The organism is Kribbella steppae, assembly GCF_004342025.1.
GTDB classification, from domain to species: Bacteria; Actinomycetota; Actinomycetes; order Propionibacteriales; family Kribbellaceae; genus Kribbella; species Kribbella steppae.
In genome coordinates, this window is sequence record NZ_SLWN01000007.1 from 509,968 (window position 1) to 525,346 (window position 15,379).

General features: G+C 67.9%; 14 protein-coding genes. 5 read left to right on the plus strand and 9 right to left on the minus strand.

All coding sequences use genetic code 11. The features are described 5' to 3' along the window. Positions 1-2 precede the first annotated feature (2 nt). Together EV652_RS22950 and EV652_RS22955 are read right to left on the minus strand one after the other, a co-directional pair. Complete coding sequence (locus tag EV652_RS22950) at positions 3-608, minus strand: hypothetical protein (protein WP_132211231.1); 606 nt, start codon at positions 606-608, stop codon at positions 3-5. Between the two features lie 225 nt (positions 609-833). Next, on the minus strand, positions 834-1,655 hold the full coding sequence (locus tag EV652_RS22955; RefSeq protein ID WP_132211232.1) for a tryptophan 2,3-dioxygenase: 822 nt from the start codon (positions 1,653-1,655) through the stop codon (positions 834-836). 82 nt (positions 1,656-1,737) lie between these two features. Here EV652_RS22955 and EV652_RS22960 point away from each other — a divergent pair, with 82 nt between their 5' ends. The 4 genes from EV652_RS22960 to EV652_RS22975 all read left to right on the plus strand — a co-directional run bounded on the left by EV652_RS22960 (position 1,738) and on the right by EV652_RS22975 (position 5,549). After that, positions 1,738-2,187: a hypothetical protein gene (locus tag EV652_RS22960; RefSeq protein WP_132211233.1), complete on the plus strand. Its 450-nt coding sequence runs from the start codon at positions 1,738-1,740 to the stop codon at positions 2,185-2,187. A 154-nt stretch (positions 2,188-2,341) separates the two neighbouring features. Next, positions 2,342-3,733, plus strand: a complete 1,392-nt coding sequence (locus tag EV652_RS22965) for a glycoside hydrolase family 76 protein (protein WP_242001932.1) — start codon at positions 2,342-2,344, stop codon at positions 3,731-3,733. A gap of 69 nt (positions 3,734-3,802) precedes the next feature. Beyond that, the gene (locus tag EV652_RS45390) at positions 3,803-4,837 is read left to right on the plus strand and encodes an ArsR/SmtB family transcription factor (protein ID WP_132211235.1); all 1,035 of its coding nucleotides are present in this window, start codon (positions 3,803-3,805) and stop codon (positions 4,835-4,837) included. Positions 4,838-4,841: 4 nt separating this feature from the next. Then, complete coding sequence (locus EV652_RS22975) at positions 4,842-5,549, plus strand: DedA family protein (protein ID WP_132211236.1); 708 nt, start codon at positions 4,842-4,844, stop codon at positions 5,547-5,549. Here the strand turns inward: EV652_RS22975 and EV652_RS22980 are convergent. The 5 genes from EV652_RS22980 to EV652_RS23000 are packed head-to-tail and all read right to left on the minus strand — an operon-like array spanning position 5,512 to position 10,280. Next, positions 5,512-6,147 carry a hypothetical protein gene (locus EV652_RS22980; protein WP_132211237.1) on the minus strand — a complete coding sequence of 212 codons (636 nt, stop codon included), beginning with the start codon at positions 6,145-6,147 and terminating at the stop codon, positions 5,512-5,514. The two genes, EV652_RS22975 and EV652_RS22980, sit on opposite strands and share 38 nt — an antisense overlap. After that, positions 6,147-7,037 carry a carbohydrate ABC transporter permease gene (locus EV652_RS22985; RefSeq protein ID WP_132211238.1) on the minus strand — a complete coding sequence of 297 codons (891 nt, stop codon included), beginning with the start codon at positions 7,035-7,037 and terminating at the stop codon, positions 6,147-6,149. Before EV652_RS22985 ends, EV652_RS22980 begins: the two co-directional genes overlap by 1 nt. Further along, positions 7,034-7,960: a carbohydrate ABC transporter permease gene (locus EV652_RS22990; protein ID WP_132211239.1), complete on the minus strand. Its 927-nt coding sequence runs from the start codon at positions 7,958-7,960 to the stop codon at positions 7,034-7,036. The genes EV652_RS22985 and EV652_RS22990 overlap by 4 nt, the downstream gene beginning before the upstream one ends. Positions 7,961-7,965: 5 nt before the next feature. Further along, positions 7,966-9,234 (minus strand): ABC transporter substrate-binding protein, encoded by a 1,269-nt coding sequence (locus EV652_RS22995; RefSeq protein ID WP_132211240.1) that lies wholly within the window; start codon positions 9,232-9,234, stop codon positions 7,966-7,968. 29 nt (positions 9,235-9,263) lie between these two features. After that, positions 9,264-10,280: a hydroxyacid dehydrogenase gene (locus EV652_RS23000; protein ID WP_132211241.1), complete on the minus strand. Its 1,017-nt coding sequence runs from the start codon at positions 10,278-10,280 to the stop codon at positions 9,264-9,266. 96 nt (positions 10,281-10,376) lie between these two features. Between EV652_RS23000 and EV652_RS23005 the strand changes: the two genes are divergently transcribed. Then, entirely contained in the window at positions 10,377-11,489 is a 1,113-nt protein-coding gene (locus tag EV652_RS23005) for a substrate-binding domain-containing protein (RefSeq protein WP_199238337.1), read from the plus strand. A gap of 30 nt (positions 11,490-11,519) precedes the next feature. Here EV652_RS23005 and EV652_RS23010 read toward each other — a convergent pair whose 3' ends face one another. Both EV652_RS23010 and EV652_RS23015 read right to left on the minus strand, forming a co-directional pair. Next, positions 11,520-13,391 (minus strand): DUF2264 domain-containing protein, encoded by a 1,872-nt coding sequence (locus EV652_RS23010; RefSeq protein WP_132211242.1) that lies wholly within the window; start codon positions 13,389-13,391, stop codon positions 11,520-11,522. Further along, positions 13,388-15,187: a heparinase II/III domain-containing protein gene (locus tag EV652_RS23015; protein ID WP_132211243.1), complete on the minus strand. Its 1,800-nt coding sequence runs from the start codon at positions 15,185-15,187 to the stop codon at positions 13,388-13,390. Before EV652_RS23015 ends, EV652_RS23010 begins: the two co-directional genes overlap by 4 nt. Between the last annotated feature and the right edge of the window lie 192 nt (positions 15,188-15,379).

The window sequence follows — 15,379 nt, forward strand, 5'->3', positions numbered from 1 at the left end:
CGTTACGAGGGCGCTTTCAGGCCGGTGCTCCGCAGCTCCAGGTCGGCGAGTCTGGTGATGATCTCGGTGTCGCCTTCGCGCCAGGCCGCGACCGGGTCGTCGGAGATCTTGGCCAGCCGGTGCATCGGCTGGTTCGCCATCGCCCGGAGCGCGAACAGGTCCAGGTCCGCGTCGCTGTCGATGAACTTCCGCGCGGCCGACGCCCGGCGCGAGAACCGGATCCGCCGCGGCATCCAGATCAGCAACGCGAACAGCACCGGCAGCCCGATCGTCACCCCGGCCAGCAGGTAGGCCAATTGCTCCACCGCATGCGCCTGGTCGCGTCCAGCCTCCGCCAGCTTCCCCGCAGCCCCCGCGGCCCCGTCTACGGGCGACCGCAACTGATCCCCCACCACCGGGACCTTCCCGATCGGTTCCGACATCCGGCGCAGATCCCCCGCCAACCCGTCCCCTGCCTCGGCGGCCTTTCGCCCCGGAGCTCCCAAGGCATTGGTGATCCGAAAGACCAGCTGCCCGAGCTCCACACACAGCCAGATCCACCCCACCAGCATCAGATCGCCGACCACCTGCCCGAACCGCTGCGACCCCACGTCGGAATAGAGCTTCACAAACCTGTCTCCTTCACCGCGGCTCGGGCTGATGAACGGATTCTCATCCAGTTCTCATCGGGACGTCTTCCCCGGCGCGCCGTAGTCTGAACATGCTCTTGTCCCCCAGGCCGGTGACGTTACTGCTGACCGGAGCAGCCGGTGTGGTCTGCTGGTCTCCCACCGAGGCTGCACACAACGACATTTCGTTGCTGTCAGCAACCACAAGGCCGGCCGGGTGGACGGTCAGAGGCTCGAGCGCAGGTCCCAGAGGAGCGGGTAGTAGCGGAGGTCCAAGCGGCTGCGGAGGTAGCCGGCGCCGGAGGAGCCGCCGGTGCCCGGCTTGGTGCCGATCATGCGTTCGACCATGACGACATGGCGGGCGCGCCAGGCAGCGGCCAGTTCGTCGTGCTGGACCAGGGCTTCGGCGAGTTCCCAGACGGCGCCGTAGTGGCCGCGGTCGCCGGCGACCTTGCGGAGAGCGTCGCGAACGTCGTCCTCGGTGTCGGTGGCGAAGCCTGCCTTCCCGAGGACGACGAGGAACGCGTCCCACAGAGTCGGGGCCTCCAGCCGTTGCCCGAGGCGAGCCTTCTCGGTCTCGGTCAGGCCGCGGAACCGCTTCACGAACGACGGATCCTTCGCGCCGGACAGGAACTCGATCTCCCGGAACTGCACCGACTGGAAGCCGCTTGCCGGTGACAACCGATGCCGGAACTCGCCGAAGTCCTGCGGTGTCATCGTCTCCAGGATGTCGACCTGCTGCGTGAGCGTCCGCTCGATCGTGTGCACCCTCCGGAGCAGGTGCTCGGCCAGCCAGAGCTCACCGGACAGCATCGCGTCACGGGACGCGGTCAGCTCGTGCAAGACCTGCTTGAACCACAGCTCGTACACCTGGTGAATCGTGATGAACAGCAGCTCGTCATGCGCCGGCGGATCCGACTCCAGCCGCTGCTGATCGAGCAGCTCGGCCAGCCGCAGGTAACTGCCGTAGGTGAGCCGACCGCCCTCCTCACCGAAGTGGATGTCGACCCCGTCCCACCGCCCGGCCACCCCGTCACCAGTACTCATGAGGCCGAGGGTATCCGACGCCTTCCGTGACCGGTCAGCGATTGGCTCGTTGGGACTGAGGTACGCCGATACAAGGAGTTGCATGTCCGCCACGGTCCAGACCCCGCTCGTCCCGGGTCCCATCCAGGGACCCACGCGTGAGGAACCACAGATCGAGGCGTTGCTGCCTGACGACTATGCCTCACTGGTCCACCTGGCCTATCTGATCCTCCCTCCTTCGATCAGCCGGCCACGACGGGTGGCTGCGGCGCACGGCGTCGTACAGCGTGTGCTGTCGCCGGCAGAGGGCTACCCACACGAGTTCATCCGGCGGAGCGTCGTACAAGAGGCTGCCCGGCAGGCATCCCGGCGTACGGCGTTGTGCCGGTTGGGTGGCCTGTTCGCGCCGTCCGACGCGGCTGACTTCACCCCGTGTGCCAGGGATCTCGACTCGGCGGCCGTCCAGCAGCGGACCAGGCGTGGTCGCCGGGTGGCCAGCACCATCACCGTTCTCACCGCGGTCGGCATCCTCGCGTCGCTGCTGATGTCTTGACGCAGTGAAGCGGTCCGCCTACCTTCGGTGAAACCGCTCTCTTCCTACCGCCCCGGGGAGATCTGTGATGTTCGTTGGAATCGTTTCCAGCCTCAGCTTGCTCGTATCACCGCTCGGCGCGCCACCGCCCGCACCCTCGACCCCGGCGGTCACCATGCCAGTTGACAGAGCCACCCAAGCAACGATCTGTAACAAGTACTGCGACGCCCGCGATCCCGCCCTGTCCCCCGGCGACCGGGCCCCGGTGTCGGCGACGCTCTTCGGCCGGACGATCACCCTGCACTTCGACGACGCCGACGCGATGGGCTGGGCGTCGATCGAGAACGGCAACCCCGGCGACGAGATCTGGCTGGACCGTTCGATGGACGGCGGCCGGACCTGGACCGACGGCAGCCGCCTCGGCAACACCGCGATCCCGTCCGGCCAGAGCGGCTGGCGCACGCAGATGTACAACGTCGACGACTGGAACAACCACGGTGTCGGCGCACTCCGGGCCTGCGGCAAGGCCGGCGACCGTCCCGACATCGCCTGTACGGCGTGGGCCCGGACCACCTGGAACGCGGGAGACCGTCGTACGGCGGCCGCCACCGCGCAGATGCAGTTCTACAACTACGCGACCGGACTGTTCGACACCACCGGCTGGTGGAACTCCGCCAACGCGCTCAACGCGGTGATCGACAACATCCGGGTCAGCGGAATGGCCAGCTACCAGTACGCGATCGCCCGGACCTACGACCTCAACCTCAACGCCGCACAAGGCCAGTTCCGCAACGACTACATCGACGACACCGGCTGGTGGGGTCTCGCCTGGATCGCGGCGTACGACCTGACCGGCGAGACCCGCTACCTGCAGACCGCTCGGGCCGACGCCGACCACATGGCGGCGTACTGGGACAACACGTGCGGCGGCGGGGTGTGGTGGAGTGAGGCGAAGACGTACAAGAACGCCATCTCGAACTCGCTCTACATCCACCTGAACGCGGCCCTGCACAACCGGATCACCGGCGACACCGCCTATCTGCAACGAGCGCAGAGCGGCTGGACCTGGTTCCAGCAGACCGGGATGGTCAACAGCTCGTACCTGGTCAACGACGGAATCGACCTGTCCACCTGCAGGAACAACGGCGACACCGCATGGACCTACAACCAGGGCGTGCTGCTCGGCGCACTCACCGAGTTGTCCACGGCAACGAACAACTCGGCCCACCTGACCACCGCCCGGCAACTCGCCGACGCGGCGACGACGGCGAGCTCGCTGCACACCGCCGACGGCATCCTCCGCGAACCGTGCGAGTCCGGCGACTGCGGCGGCGACGGACCGTCCTTCAAGGGCGCCCACGTCCGCGGCCTGGCCAAACTCAACGCGGCCCTCTCCGACCACCCCTACACGACCTACCTACAACGCCAGGCCGACCGTGCCTTCGCCTCGGACCGTACGGCGATGGACCAGTACGGCCTGCGCTGGTACGGCCCGATCGACACACTGGACGCCGCCCGCCAGCAATCCGCCCTGGACCTCCTGAATGGCGTCCCCGACCCGGGGTGACTCCAGCGCTGGGATTCGAACCTCTTCGAATCTGCTTCTTGTTCGGTCGCCGCTGGGCATACTGCAGTGGTGGCGATTCACATCACGATGACCGCGGACCAGCTCGGTCGATCGCGCTTCGCCATCTCGCCCGCACAGGAAGTGGTGAGCACGGTTCGCCTCCGCGCCGACCATCCCGCGCGTCATGCACGGACTTGGTACGCGCGTGCGCAGGCGTTGATGCCGGCCGGCGAGCTGGGCCTGCTGGAGGCGCTGGTACCGGCTGATCACAACTACGCCCCGGACTTCCTGACTCCGCCGCCGGCGCGTTCTGTGGCGACGATCGCGGACCAGGCGGGGATCATCGCCCGGACGTCCCCCGACGACATCGAGCGTCAACTCGACATCGGTCTGCGCGGGCGGCCGGTCCGAGACGATGTCGTGGCACTGTTCGGCGACGAGGAGACCTACCGGAGGTGGCGTCGTCCGGCGCCCGAGGCGCTCGAGCGAGTGATGGCCGACGGTCCGGAAGCCGTGGCCGTTGCCGCCGCCAAGGCTCTGCAGCTCTTCTTCGAGCTCGCCATCGAACCGGACTGGGGCCGGACCACAGTGGTCCTTGACGACGATATCCGTCGGAAGAGCGATCTCCTCGCCTCCCGTGGGGCCGTCGCCATGCTGAACGACCTCGGCCGCGGAATGGTCTGGGACGGCAGCGGACTCGTCCTGGATCGGCCGTACGACGTCACCGTCGACTGGGCGGACGACGGCGTACTGCTGATCCCGGCGTCGACGCATGTCGGGCCGGTGCAGTTCACGGTGAAGTGCCCAGAGCAACCAGCCGTCGTGTACCGGTCGAACGGCATCGCACGCCTCTGGCAGCGCGACAGCCAGGTTCCCAACCGTGCACTGGCCGACCTGCTGGGCGACACGCGCGCGGTGCTGCTGACCGAGCTCGCCGAACACCAGTCGACGAAGGAGCTGAGCAGCCAACTGCCCTGGAGCGCTCCCACCGTGTCGTATCACCTTCAGGTGCTCCTGCGGGCAGGGCTTGTCGAGCGAAGCCGACGTGGCAACAGAGTGGTCTATCGCCGTACGGCGATAGGCGACTCGTTGGTGGGGACGTGAGCCGGTGAGCGACCCAGCCGGGGCTCGCCGGCCGGCGGCCCCTGCCTGGCGTCGCTTCGTGCCCTGGGAAGGCCGCGCCACCCGCGTCGATCTGGCGCTGCTGGGAGCGATCGTCGGGGTGGTCGCCTTAGGGCTGGCGTTGCGGCCGGTCAAGCCGTTCCTGCTCGCGTCGCATCCGGTGGCCCTGGAATTCCTGACCGGCGACCTCGTGCCGATCGGCGCCGCGGCGGCGTTCGCCCGGATCGGCGATGTTCCGCTGTGGCTTGTCGTTCTCGCCGGTGCGATCGGCATGGTGAAGTTCGACTGGCTCACCTGGTGGACGGGCCGGCAATGGGGCGAAGGCATCATCAGGATGTTCACCACCAGCGAGCGTGTGCTGCGCTTCGCCGGCCGGGCCACTGAGCTCGCTCCCTGGATTCTCCGGCTCGCCGTCCTCTGCGCCGTACTTCCGGGTGTTCCTACCGCGGTGATGTACGCAATGGCCGGCTGGGCCGGGATGCGGCTGACCGTCTTCCTCCTGCTGGACCTCGCCGGCGCCGCGATCATGACCGGTCTGATCGCGGGACTCGGCTACTGGAGCGGCCAGCGGGCCGTGGACGTCGTGCTGCTCGTCGACAAGTACGCCTCCGTCGTGAGCCTGTCGCTGATCGGCGTCGGCCTGGTCGTCGCGCTGATCAAGCGCCGGATCCGGCCAACTGGAGCCGGGAGTTGAGCTGGACGACCCACAACGCGCAGCCCGGCACGGTCGCGATGCCCGCGAGTGGGACCTGGTTGACGATGAGGACCGCCGCCGCCAGTACGACGAAGCTCAGCAGAGTCAGATGTGGTGTGCGGACGATCGCGTACAGGGCGGCGCGGAGCGGTACCGAGAGATCCACCAGGAGCAAGAGACCGGTGCCGAGGGCAAGGACTCCCACGACGGCCAGCAGCGGGACGAGAGCGGCCCCGGGGGTGGCGTCATGGAGGGCGACGATGTCGGTCACCAGGATGCCGAGCACGGCCAGCGTGAGCGCCCAGGGCAGCAAGCTGCGGCGGATGACCCGCCGGTACGAACGGAACAAGCTGCGCAGCGACGGATCGTCGGCCTGGAGGTAGGAGAAGGAGGCCGAGAGGGCCGGCCCCAGGCAGAGCGCCAGGACGCCGAAGAAGAGCGGATAGCTCAAGGGATCGGCGACCACGGCCGACGCGAACAACAGCGGAGCACAACCAAGCGCCAGTCCCGCGTTCACCACGAGCACCCGGTGGGCGAAGGACCAGATCAGGTCCCAGGCGTCCGCGCGGACGTTGACGCGGGCCAGTGGCGAGCCCATCACTTCAGCCCACTGGTGGCGATACCGCGGACGAAGTACTTCTGGCCGAGCAGGAAGATCACCAGGATCGGCAGCACGGACAGCACCGAGCCGGTCATGATCATCGCGAACTCCGCGTCGTACAGGCCGATGAACGAGCGCAGGCCGAGCTGGATCGTCCACAGCTTGTTGTCGGTCAGGTAGATGAACGGCCCCATGTAGTCGTTCCAGGTGTTCACGAAGGTCAGCAGCGCGAGGCTGGCCAACGCCGGCTTCGACAGTGGCAGGATGATCCGCGCCCAGATGCCGTACTCGCTCAGGCCGTCCAGCCTGGCTGCCTCGCTCAGCTCGTCCGGGATGGTCAGGTAGTACTGGCGCATCAGGAAGACGCCGAACGCGCTGAACGCCTGGAGCAGGATCAGCGACAGGTGCGTGTTCACCAGTCCAGCCTTCTGCATGATGATGTACTGCGGCACCATGTACGCCTGCCACGGCACTGCGATCGTGGCGATGTACGCCAGGAACAACGCGTCCCGGCCGGGGAACCGCACCTTGGCGAACCCGTACGCCGCGAAGCTCCCGGTCAGCACCTGCAACACGGTGATGGTGAGACTGAGGAACACCGAGTTGCGCAGGTAGGTGAGCAGCGGGATGCGCGACCAGATGGTGGTGAAGTTCTCCCAGTGGAACTCGGCCGGGATCCACCGGATCGGCACGCTGAACACCTCGTTGTCCAGCTTCAGCGACGACGACACCATCCAGGCGAACGGCACCAGTACGGCGACCGACAGGACGACCAGCAGCAGATAGGCGAACCCCCGCCGTACGCTCGCAACCCCACGTCCACGGGGCTTCGGGGCGGCCGGCGGCTCGAGCTCCGGCAGCGTCGGCCGGGTCGTCGTGATGGTCATCGCTCACTCCTTCGCTGCAGCTGGAACTGCACCAGCGTGATCGTCAGCACGATGACGAACAGCACCATCGACACCGCCGACGAGTAGCCGAACCGGCCCTGGGTGATGCCCTCGCGGAAGATCACCTGGGACAGCACCAGCGTCGAGCGGCCCGGACCGCCCTCGGTCATCACCTGGACCAGGTCGAACACCTTGAAACTCGAGATGGTCAGCATGATCAACACGAAGAACGTGGTCGGCCGCAACGACGGCACCGTGATACTCCAGAACCGCTGCCACGCGCTCGCACCGTCCACCTGGGCCGCCTCGTACAGCTCGCCCGGGATCGTCTGCAATCCGGCCAGGTAGAGGATCATGTAGTACCCGAGATCCCGCCACACGCTGGCCAGGATCACCGCCGGCATCGCCCACGTCGTCGACGTGGTCCAGCCCGGCGGGTTGTCGATCCCGATCGCCCGCAGCAACTGGTTCACCGGGCCGAGTTCCGGGCTGAGCAGCATGTTCCACACCACCGCGACCGCGACCAGCGAGGTGATGTAGGGGAAGAACAGCGCGGTCCGGAAGAACCGGACCCCGCGCAGTTTCTGGTTCAGCAGTACGGCGAAGCCGAGCGCCGCGCACAACGTCAACGGCACGTGGCCGATCGCGTAGTACGCGGTGTTGCGCAGGGCGGTCCAGAACGTCTCGTTGTGGATCATCCGCTCGAAGTTGGCCAGGCCGACCCACTTCGGCGTGCTGTAGGAATCCCAGTCCAGGAAGGACAGCGCCAGCGACGCGAGCACCGGGACCAGGGTCAAGGTGGCGAAGCCGAGGAAGTTCGGCAGGATGAAGCTCCAGCCGAGCCGGATGCTTCGCCACCTTCTGCTCGCCTGCGAGGGGCCCTGTGTCGGGGCCTGCGCCGGGGCGACGGTTGTGCTGGTCACAGGGATCAGCCGACCTCGTTCTTGACGCGCTTGGACATCTCGGCCAGCCCGGCGTCGAGCGACTTCTCGCCGGTCATGATCAGCTCGTGCTCCTCGGTCAGGATCGTGTCGACGTCGGCGGTCGTGTCACTGACCGGCATCTCCAGCACCACCTGGTCGGGCTTGAACGCCTTCTTCGCCAGCGCGTCCTGCGGTACGCCGGGCAGCGCGAAGTACGTGTCGAGAATCGCCTGGCTCTGCAGCGACGGCGTGACACCAGCCTTGGCGATCGCGGTAGCGCCTTCCTCACCAGCCGCCCAGGTGACGAACTTCTTCGCGGCGTCGGCGTGCTTGGAGTTCTTGTTCACCGCGAACGCGGTCGGCGAACCGAACGTGGTCACCTTGCCGGCCTCGCGCTGCGGCAGCGGGGCGACACCCCAGTCGATCTTGGTCTTGCCGGACTTGGTGTCGGCCAGCAACTGAGCGGCGTACCAGGTGCCCATCGGCATCAGGGCGGCCTTGCCGGTGGAGAACATCGAGTTGTAGCTGACCTTCTGGCTGGAAGCAGTTGCCCAAGGCAACAGGGCACCGGCCTGCTGCAGGTCGAGCGTCATCGCGTACTGGTCCTTGAAGAACCCGTAGTCGCCACCGAGCAGGTCTCCGCCGCTCTGAGCTGCGGCGGTGGCCTGGACGACGGACCGCCAGGTGTGCTGATAGGCGCCGTACACCTTGGTCCCGCCGTCACCCTTGCTCAGGTTCTTGGCGAGGGTGGCGTAGTCGGACCAGGTCAGGTTCTCGAGCTTCGACTCGGGTACGCCGGCCGCCTTCAGCAGGGCCTTGTTGTAGTAGAGGACCCAGAAGTCCTGGCGGTACGGCAGCGCGAAGTACTTGTCGTCGATCTTGTAGGCATCGAGACCGGACTGCTTGGCCGCGTCCAGCTTGCCCGCCTCGTCGGTGAGCGGGAGGAGCTGACCGCGGTTGGCGTACTGCGCGTAGCCGATGACGTTCTTCATGGTCAGGATGTCGGTGCTGTCACCACCGGCGAGCATGGTGGTCAGCTTCTCGTTGTAGTCGTCGGACAGGATGTCGACCGGCTCGACGTCGATGTCCGGGTTGGCCTTCTCGAAACCGTCGATGAGTGCCTTGAACTCCGGTGTGGTGGCGTAGTTCCAGAGGGCGAGTTTGACGGTCGTCCTGCCGCCGGCGGCCGGCTCGTCGGACGAGCCTCCACCACAGGCGGTCAGGGCCAGTGCCGCGGCGGTGGCGGCGATTGTTGCTACAAGGCGTCGCTTCACGACGATCTCCTTCAGGCGGACTGCCCTTGTCAGGCAGTGAGGGGAAAGGTTTCTGCGGTGATCCGTCCGAGGAGGGGCTCGCCAGCCAGCCAGCGGGTGAGCTCGTCCAGGGCGTGGTCGGTGAGCCGGTGGATCTCGGAACCGAGCGAACCGGCGATATGCGGGGTGATCATCACGTTCGGCACCGAGCGCAGGATCGAATCGGCCGGCAGGGGCTCCGGGTCGGTGACATCGAGAATCGCGAACAGCCGCCCGGACCGGCATTCCTCGGCCAGTGCGGCCGAGTCGATCAGGCTCCCCCGGGCCGTGTTCACCACGGTCGCGTGGTCGGGCAGTTGGGCGAGTTCGGCCGCGCCGATCATCCGGTAGGTGCTGGGCAGGGCCGGCGCGTGCAGCGACAGTACGTCGACCTGCGGCAGCAACTCCTCAAGGTCGATCAGCGTGGCGCCGGCCGCGGCGACAGCGGCCGGGTCGGCGTACGGGTCGGCCACCAGGACGGTCGGACCGTCGAGGGTCCGCAGCATCTCGACCACCCGTCGGCCGGTCCGGGAGAAACCGACGATGCCGATCGACCGGCGGAAGTTCGACAGGTCGCCGAAGCCGGTCAGGTGCCCCCAGCCGCGGTACGCCGTACTCGCGTCGGCAGCCAGGAACGGCGCCTTCTTGCCGGCGAAGATGATCGCGGCCAGCGTGTACTCGGCGACCGGGATCGCGTTGGCGTCGGCCGCACTGGTGACGACGATGTCGCGGTCCCACAGCTCGTCAGCGGCGAACCCGCGCACGCTGCCGGCCGCATGGAAGACCGCCCGCAGCCCGGGTGCGGCGGCCAGCCGCTCAGCGGACAGGCGCGGAACACCCCAGGACGTGATCAGCACCTCGGCATCGGCCAGCCGCTCTCGGACCGCCGGGGAGTCGAGCTCGTCCACCCAGACCGGGTCTCCGACCAGGCTGGCCAGCCGATCCAGGCGCTCCTGGTCGAAGTGCGCCCGAAAAGACTCGTCGCTCATCACGACAAGCCCGCGGCAAGCGGTTACCGTAGCGGTCATGTGAACATGAGATGTCGTTTTCGTTCACTGCATCTACTGGTCGTTCAGATACACACGCAAACATTCAGACTCGTACAGACCCGGAGGTGACGAGCGGTGAGTGAGGAGCGGTTGTTCGGGCCGCAGCGGCAGGAACGGTTGATGGACGAGTTGAGGCGGCACGGGTCGATTCGGGTGCGGGAGTTCGCCGCACTGCTCGGCGTCAGCGAACTCACCGTCCGCCGGGACATCGCGGCCCTCGCCTCCCAGAACCTGCTCACCAAGGTCCACGGCGGCGCGACCCTGCCCACCGACCTCGGCCCGGCCGCACACATCCGCCGTCGTGGCACCGGGCCGCCACGGTTCACCATCGGGATGGTCGTCCCGTCGCTGGACTACTACTGGCCGGCGATCGTGGGCGGTGCCCGCTCGGCGGCCGTTGCCCAGGACGTCCAGATCCAGCTGCGCGGGTCGACGTACGACTGGGCTGAGGACCAGCGGCAGATCACCCGGCTGATCGAGGCCCAGCAGGTGCAGGGTCTGCTGCTCGCACCGAACCTGGACGGCGACGATGTCCCCGAGATGATCCAGTGGATCGGCGACCTCCCCGTCCCGGTGATCCTGATCGAGCGGCAACCACCGCGCTGGACGCCGACCAAGAACCAGCTGGAATGGGTTCGCAGCGACCACGCTCTCGGTCTGGAGATCGCCGTCCGGCATCTGCACCAGCACGGTCATCGCAGCATCGGCCTGGTGCTGTCCAAGGGCAGCCCGACCTCAGCGCACCTCGAACGCGGCTGGGAACTGGTCTGCGCGGACCTCGGACTCTCGCCCGACCTGGTCGTGCGCGAGTCGGTCCGGATGGAGGAACCCGGCTACCGCGAGACGATCGGCCAACTCCTCGAACGCTGCCGCGCGACCCGTACGACGGCTCTCGTCGTCCACTCGGATCCGGACGCGATGTCGGTCGCGCAGTACTGCGCCGAACGCGGGATCGCGATCCCGGAGGATCTCGCAATCGTTGCGTACGACGACGAAGTCGCGCGGCTGGCCGAGCCCGCCATGACCGCGATCCGGCCGCCGAAACCGATGGTCGGGCGGACGGCGGTCGAGCTGATGGTGGCCCGGCTGGTCGAGGGCAGGCGGCGTCCGTCGCAGCGGATCCTGATCACCCCGGAGCTGATGATCCGCGACTCGTCGATCCCACTCGCGTCACGCGTCCAGCCGTAGCGCACGTCAGGCGGTGTCCAAGCCGAAGCGTCAGGCGGTGTCTAGGTGTAGGTCGTCCACCCGGCCGTCCGACCACTCGACCCGGACCGTGCGGCCCTCGTCGGAGACAGTCGGCGGCAGCTCGGGCGAACCGCCCAGCGTGACGATGGCCGTGTACACCTCACCGGCCTCGGGATGCGTTCTGGCACAGGGGATCGCGGTGTGGTTGCCCACCGGACTCGCATCGGTCAGACGGCGTACGTCGTACTCGAAAGCGGTGCCGCCGGCGACGAACGAGACGAGCCCGTTCGCCGCGACCTTCGACTTGAACCCCTCGACGGTCTCCGCCGGCGGTTCGGCCGCCGACAGCGGCCAGCCGCTGAACTCCAGCTGCCAGGACGGATCGATCTCACCCTCGATCACCACGGCCCGCACCTCGTGACTGCCATGCAGCACCGAGCCCACGACCAGGCGCGGACCCTCGAGGACACTCCCACCACGACCGGACCCGTGCTCGGCACCCTTGTCCTCATCAGTCCGCACCCAGTGAGCCGATGTCACCGAGACGCCAGCGCGCACAACCTCAAACCCGTTGCGATGACTCGGGCCGTACTCCGGATGCACGATCGCCACACTGTTCTCGATCGCCTCTGACCACGCGGTCTGATCGAGCGGCGGCATGGTGTGCGTCGAGTATCCGAGCCGCGCGTACAGCGGCGAGTCGGCCCGCTTGTCGCCCGGCACCGAGTGATCCGTGCCGTGGTTGACGATCCGGACGACGCCGTCGGCCTTGGTACCGCTGACGATCCAGCCCGGCTCAGGCACCTCCAGCGTGAAGTCCCCGGTCTCCACCGGCAGCGGTTCCTCCGTCGCGGTCCACACCGGATGATCGGCCGGCAGCATCAGGCCGAGCATGCCTTTCACCGCCCAGTACGGCGATCCGGGACCGGAGTACGACTGCGCGATCCGCGGCCATTCGCCGTACCAGCCGAGGTTCAGCAGACCGCGGTCGTCGGGCACGTCGTGGTCGAGGAAGTGCGCGAGCATGCCGGACGCACCGCGCCGGAGTAGGCCTGGCGGTACGTCGGTCGCACCGGTGAGAGCGCCCATCCACAGTGGTGCGGCGGCGGCGAATCGATAGGTGAGACTGCGACCCTGGACCAGCGGCGAGCCGTTTCCGCCGATCAGGTGGACGGCGGTCCGGAGGTACTGCGAGAGCCGTTCACGCCAGGCCATCACCAGCTTGGGATCGACCAGCTCAGGATCCATGGTTGCCCACAGCAACGGGTACACGTGCAGCGCCCAGCCGTTGTAGTGGTCGAACGCGCGCTCAGGCCCGTCGGCGTACCAGCCGTGGTCGCGGTAGAGCGACTCATGCACGGCCAGGCCGCTCTCGAGGTCGGCCGACGACCACAGACCGCCGACCGATTTGAGGAACGTCTCGACGACGATCTGGAACCACACCCAGTTGATCGGCGGGTACTCCTCACCGACCACAGTCGCCAGCCACGCGACGATCCGCTCGCGGTCGGCGTCGTCGAGACGATCCCAGAGCCAACGACGGCTGAGGTGCAGGCCGAGGGCGATCGAGCAGGCTTCCACCTTCGCCTGGCCAAGCTGATCAGGGCGCGGCCAGGCGTGCGGGGAGGCCGGATCCGTGCCGGCGCGGAGGCCGTCGGCGTACCACTCGGCCAGGCCGTGCGGATCGTTGCCATCGTCACCGTGCAACCGGATCCCGGCCAGCAGGAAGGAGCGCGCGAACGCCTCCAGCGAGTCGCTGTCCGGACCGTACGCGCTCGGCAGACCGGGCAGGTCGATACGGGCGTGGTCCGGCGACGCCCACGGGCGCAGCGACAGCAACAGCCCGTCAGCGGTCGCCGCCCAGGTTTCCCGGTTCAGGCCGGTGTACGGCGCGTCAGTCACGGTCGCTCTCCTCTGCGGACGGTCAGGCGGAAAGAGTTGCCGGTGCACTGGATGACGAGCCGATGCACGGTCGGGCCCCAGACACCTTCCAGCAGGGCGTCGTCGACGGTTCGTTCCTCCAGTCGTCCGATACCCGCGTCCCAGCTGAGGTGCGCGTGCGCGCCAGCCAGGGTCTCGACCACGACCTCGTGCGGTCCTTGGCTGGTCGGCGTACCGGCGATGATGAAGTGCTGGGTTGCCGCACCTTCCCACTCGTCGGCGATCGTGATCGCGTTGTCCTCGAGCGTCGCCACCCGCCGATAGCGGGGCGCATCGGGATACGCCTGCGACAGCTCGAGAGCCAGCGAGTTGTCCTGGACGACGAGGTCGGTCGCTTTGTACTGCGGGCCGTGCTGCTGCTCGTGGCCGTTGATCATCGGGACGTTGTGCCAGGCGCTCTGGACCACCCACTGCGTGTAGCGGCGATCGGAGAAGGACAGGGCGGTGTACGTCGGCTGCCCGAGGTCGATGAGCACCGGGGTGGAATCGAGCGCAGCGATGAACGAGCCGACATCGTTGTGATTGTGGTTCTCGTCGTTGTGACCACCCTTGATCGCAAGCGCCAGTTGATCGTCACGGGCGACGAACAGCTGGACGTCCGGCAACCAAGTCGACTTCGGAAGTGGGAGGTCGGCCTTGGCCGCGTCCCACCAGGCGTCGTCGGTCAGGCCCAGCGCCGCGCGTCCGAGGCCGGCGGCCGGGGCGATCGGCAGGTCCCGGTGGGCGGCGGCTTGAGCCATCACCTCGGGATCGTGATGACTGCGGCCCCAGCGGTGCAGGACGTGCCACGGCTGGTTCGCGTCCGGGCGGGCAGAACCGTCGGCGACGTTCACGTACCAGCCGTCGCCGAGCGCGACCCGCTGCGGATAACGGGCCAACTCGGCGAGCGGCGTACAAGACCAAGGTGCGAAGGCGCCGGCGGTGACGCGGTCGAGTACGTCGAGTGCCAGGGCCAGCCGGGCCGGACCGTTCCACCAGTACGCGTAGCCCTCGTCGCAGCCGCCGTCGTCGGGCAGTGCGTCGAGGTAGCGGCTGAGGCCGTCGACCACGAGGTCGGTGACCTCCAGCTGAACCTGCGGGTCGTCCTCGAGGAACAGCGCGGCAGCGAGCACGTGACCGTGGATCCACGGGTTCCAGTTGTGCAGGTGGCCGTCGAGCCCCAGCCAGTGCCAGCGGCGATCGGTGCGGAACGGCTGGATGACCCGCTGGCTGACCTCGCGCCGCATCCGCCGCCGCAGCCCCGGCACCCGCTCGTCGAACACGGGCCCGAGGACGAGGTCCGCCCAGGCGAGGATCTCCGCCGTCTCCGCCGCACCGAGGTCCAGATAGGGCTCGTCGGGATCGCCGGCCACCTCACCCCGAGCGGTCACGAACGACTCATGCGCCGCCCAGCACCACGTGGTCTGCTCGCACAACAACATCAGTCCGTCGGCAGCCTCATCGACGTACGCCTGATCAGCTGTCAGCGCGGCCGCGAGAACAGCAGTCGAGGTACGACGCCGCAGTTCACCGGCCGGGCCCTCGTACGCCGTGCGGACTCCGTCACGCCAGTAGCGGGCGTAGTCGGACAACAGCGTCCGCGGCCACGGCTGAGCGCGATCCGCCTCCGCCTCGGCGAGGATCGCCCGAACCGCATCGGGATCGCGACGACCCCAGACGTCTCGCCGGGTCAGATCCGGAACACTCACCCGCCCGCGAGCCGCCTTGATCGCCTGCTCGCGCCCCTCAACCGCCGCCCACCGCTCCTTGAGCCTCACCCCATCCACCCTACGGGCAAGCGCTTCCCAACCCACGCCAGGTCAGCTCAGCGCGGGACGTTCGGAGTACGACGTGAGCCGCGAGGCCGAGCAGCGGGTCGCTCCGTTCCGTACGGCGGCACACGACCGTACCGTCAGCCTCGTCCTGACACCGCACTCGCGGTGACCTGGTGTTGTGACCGAGCGGTAATG

What these genes read in the sequence shown, in the direction of transcription:
- EV652_RS22955 (WP_132211232.1), bottom strand. Translation starts at nt 1,655, where the DNA reads ATGAGTACTGGTGACGGGGTGGCCGGGCGGTGGGACGGGGTCGACATC.
- EV652_RS22960 (WP_132211233.1), top strand. Translation starts at nt 1,738, where the DNA reads ATGTCCGCCACGGTCCAGACCCCGCTCGTCCCGGGTCCCATCCAGGGA.
- EV652_RS22965 (WP_242001932.1), top strand. Translation starts at nt 2,342, where the DNA reads ATGCCAGTTGACAGAGCCACCCAAGCAACGATCTGTAACAAGTACTGC.
- EV652_RS22980 (WP_132211237.1), bottom strand. Translation starts at nt 6,147, where the DNA reads ATGGGCTCGCCACTGGCCCGCGTCAACGTCCGCGCGGACGCCTGGGAC.
- EV652_RS22985 (WP_132211238.1), bottom strand. Translation starts at nt 7,037, where the DNA reads ATGACCATCACGACGACCCGGCCGACGCTGCCGGAGCTCGAGCCGCCG.
- EV652_RS23000 (WP_132211241.1), bottom strand. Translation starts at nt 10,280, where the DNA reads ATGACCGCTACGGTAACCGCTTGCCGCGGGCTTGTCGTGATGAGCGAC.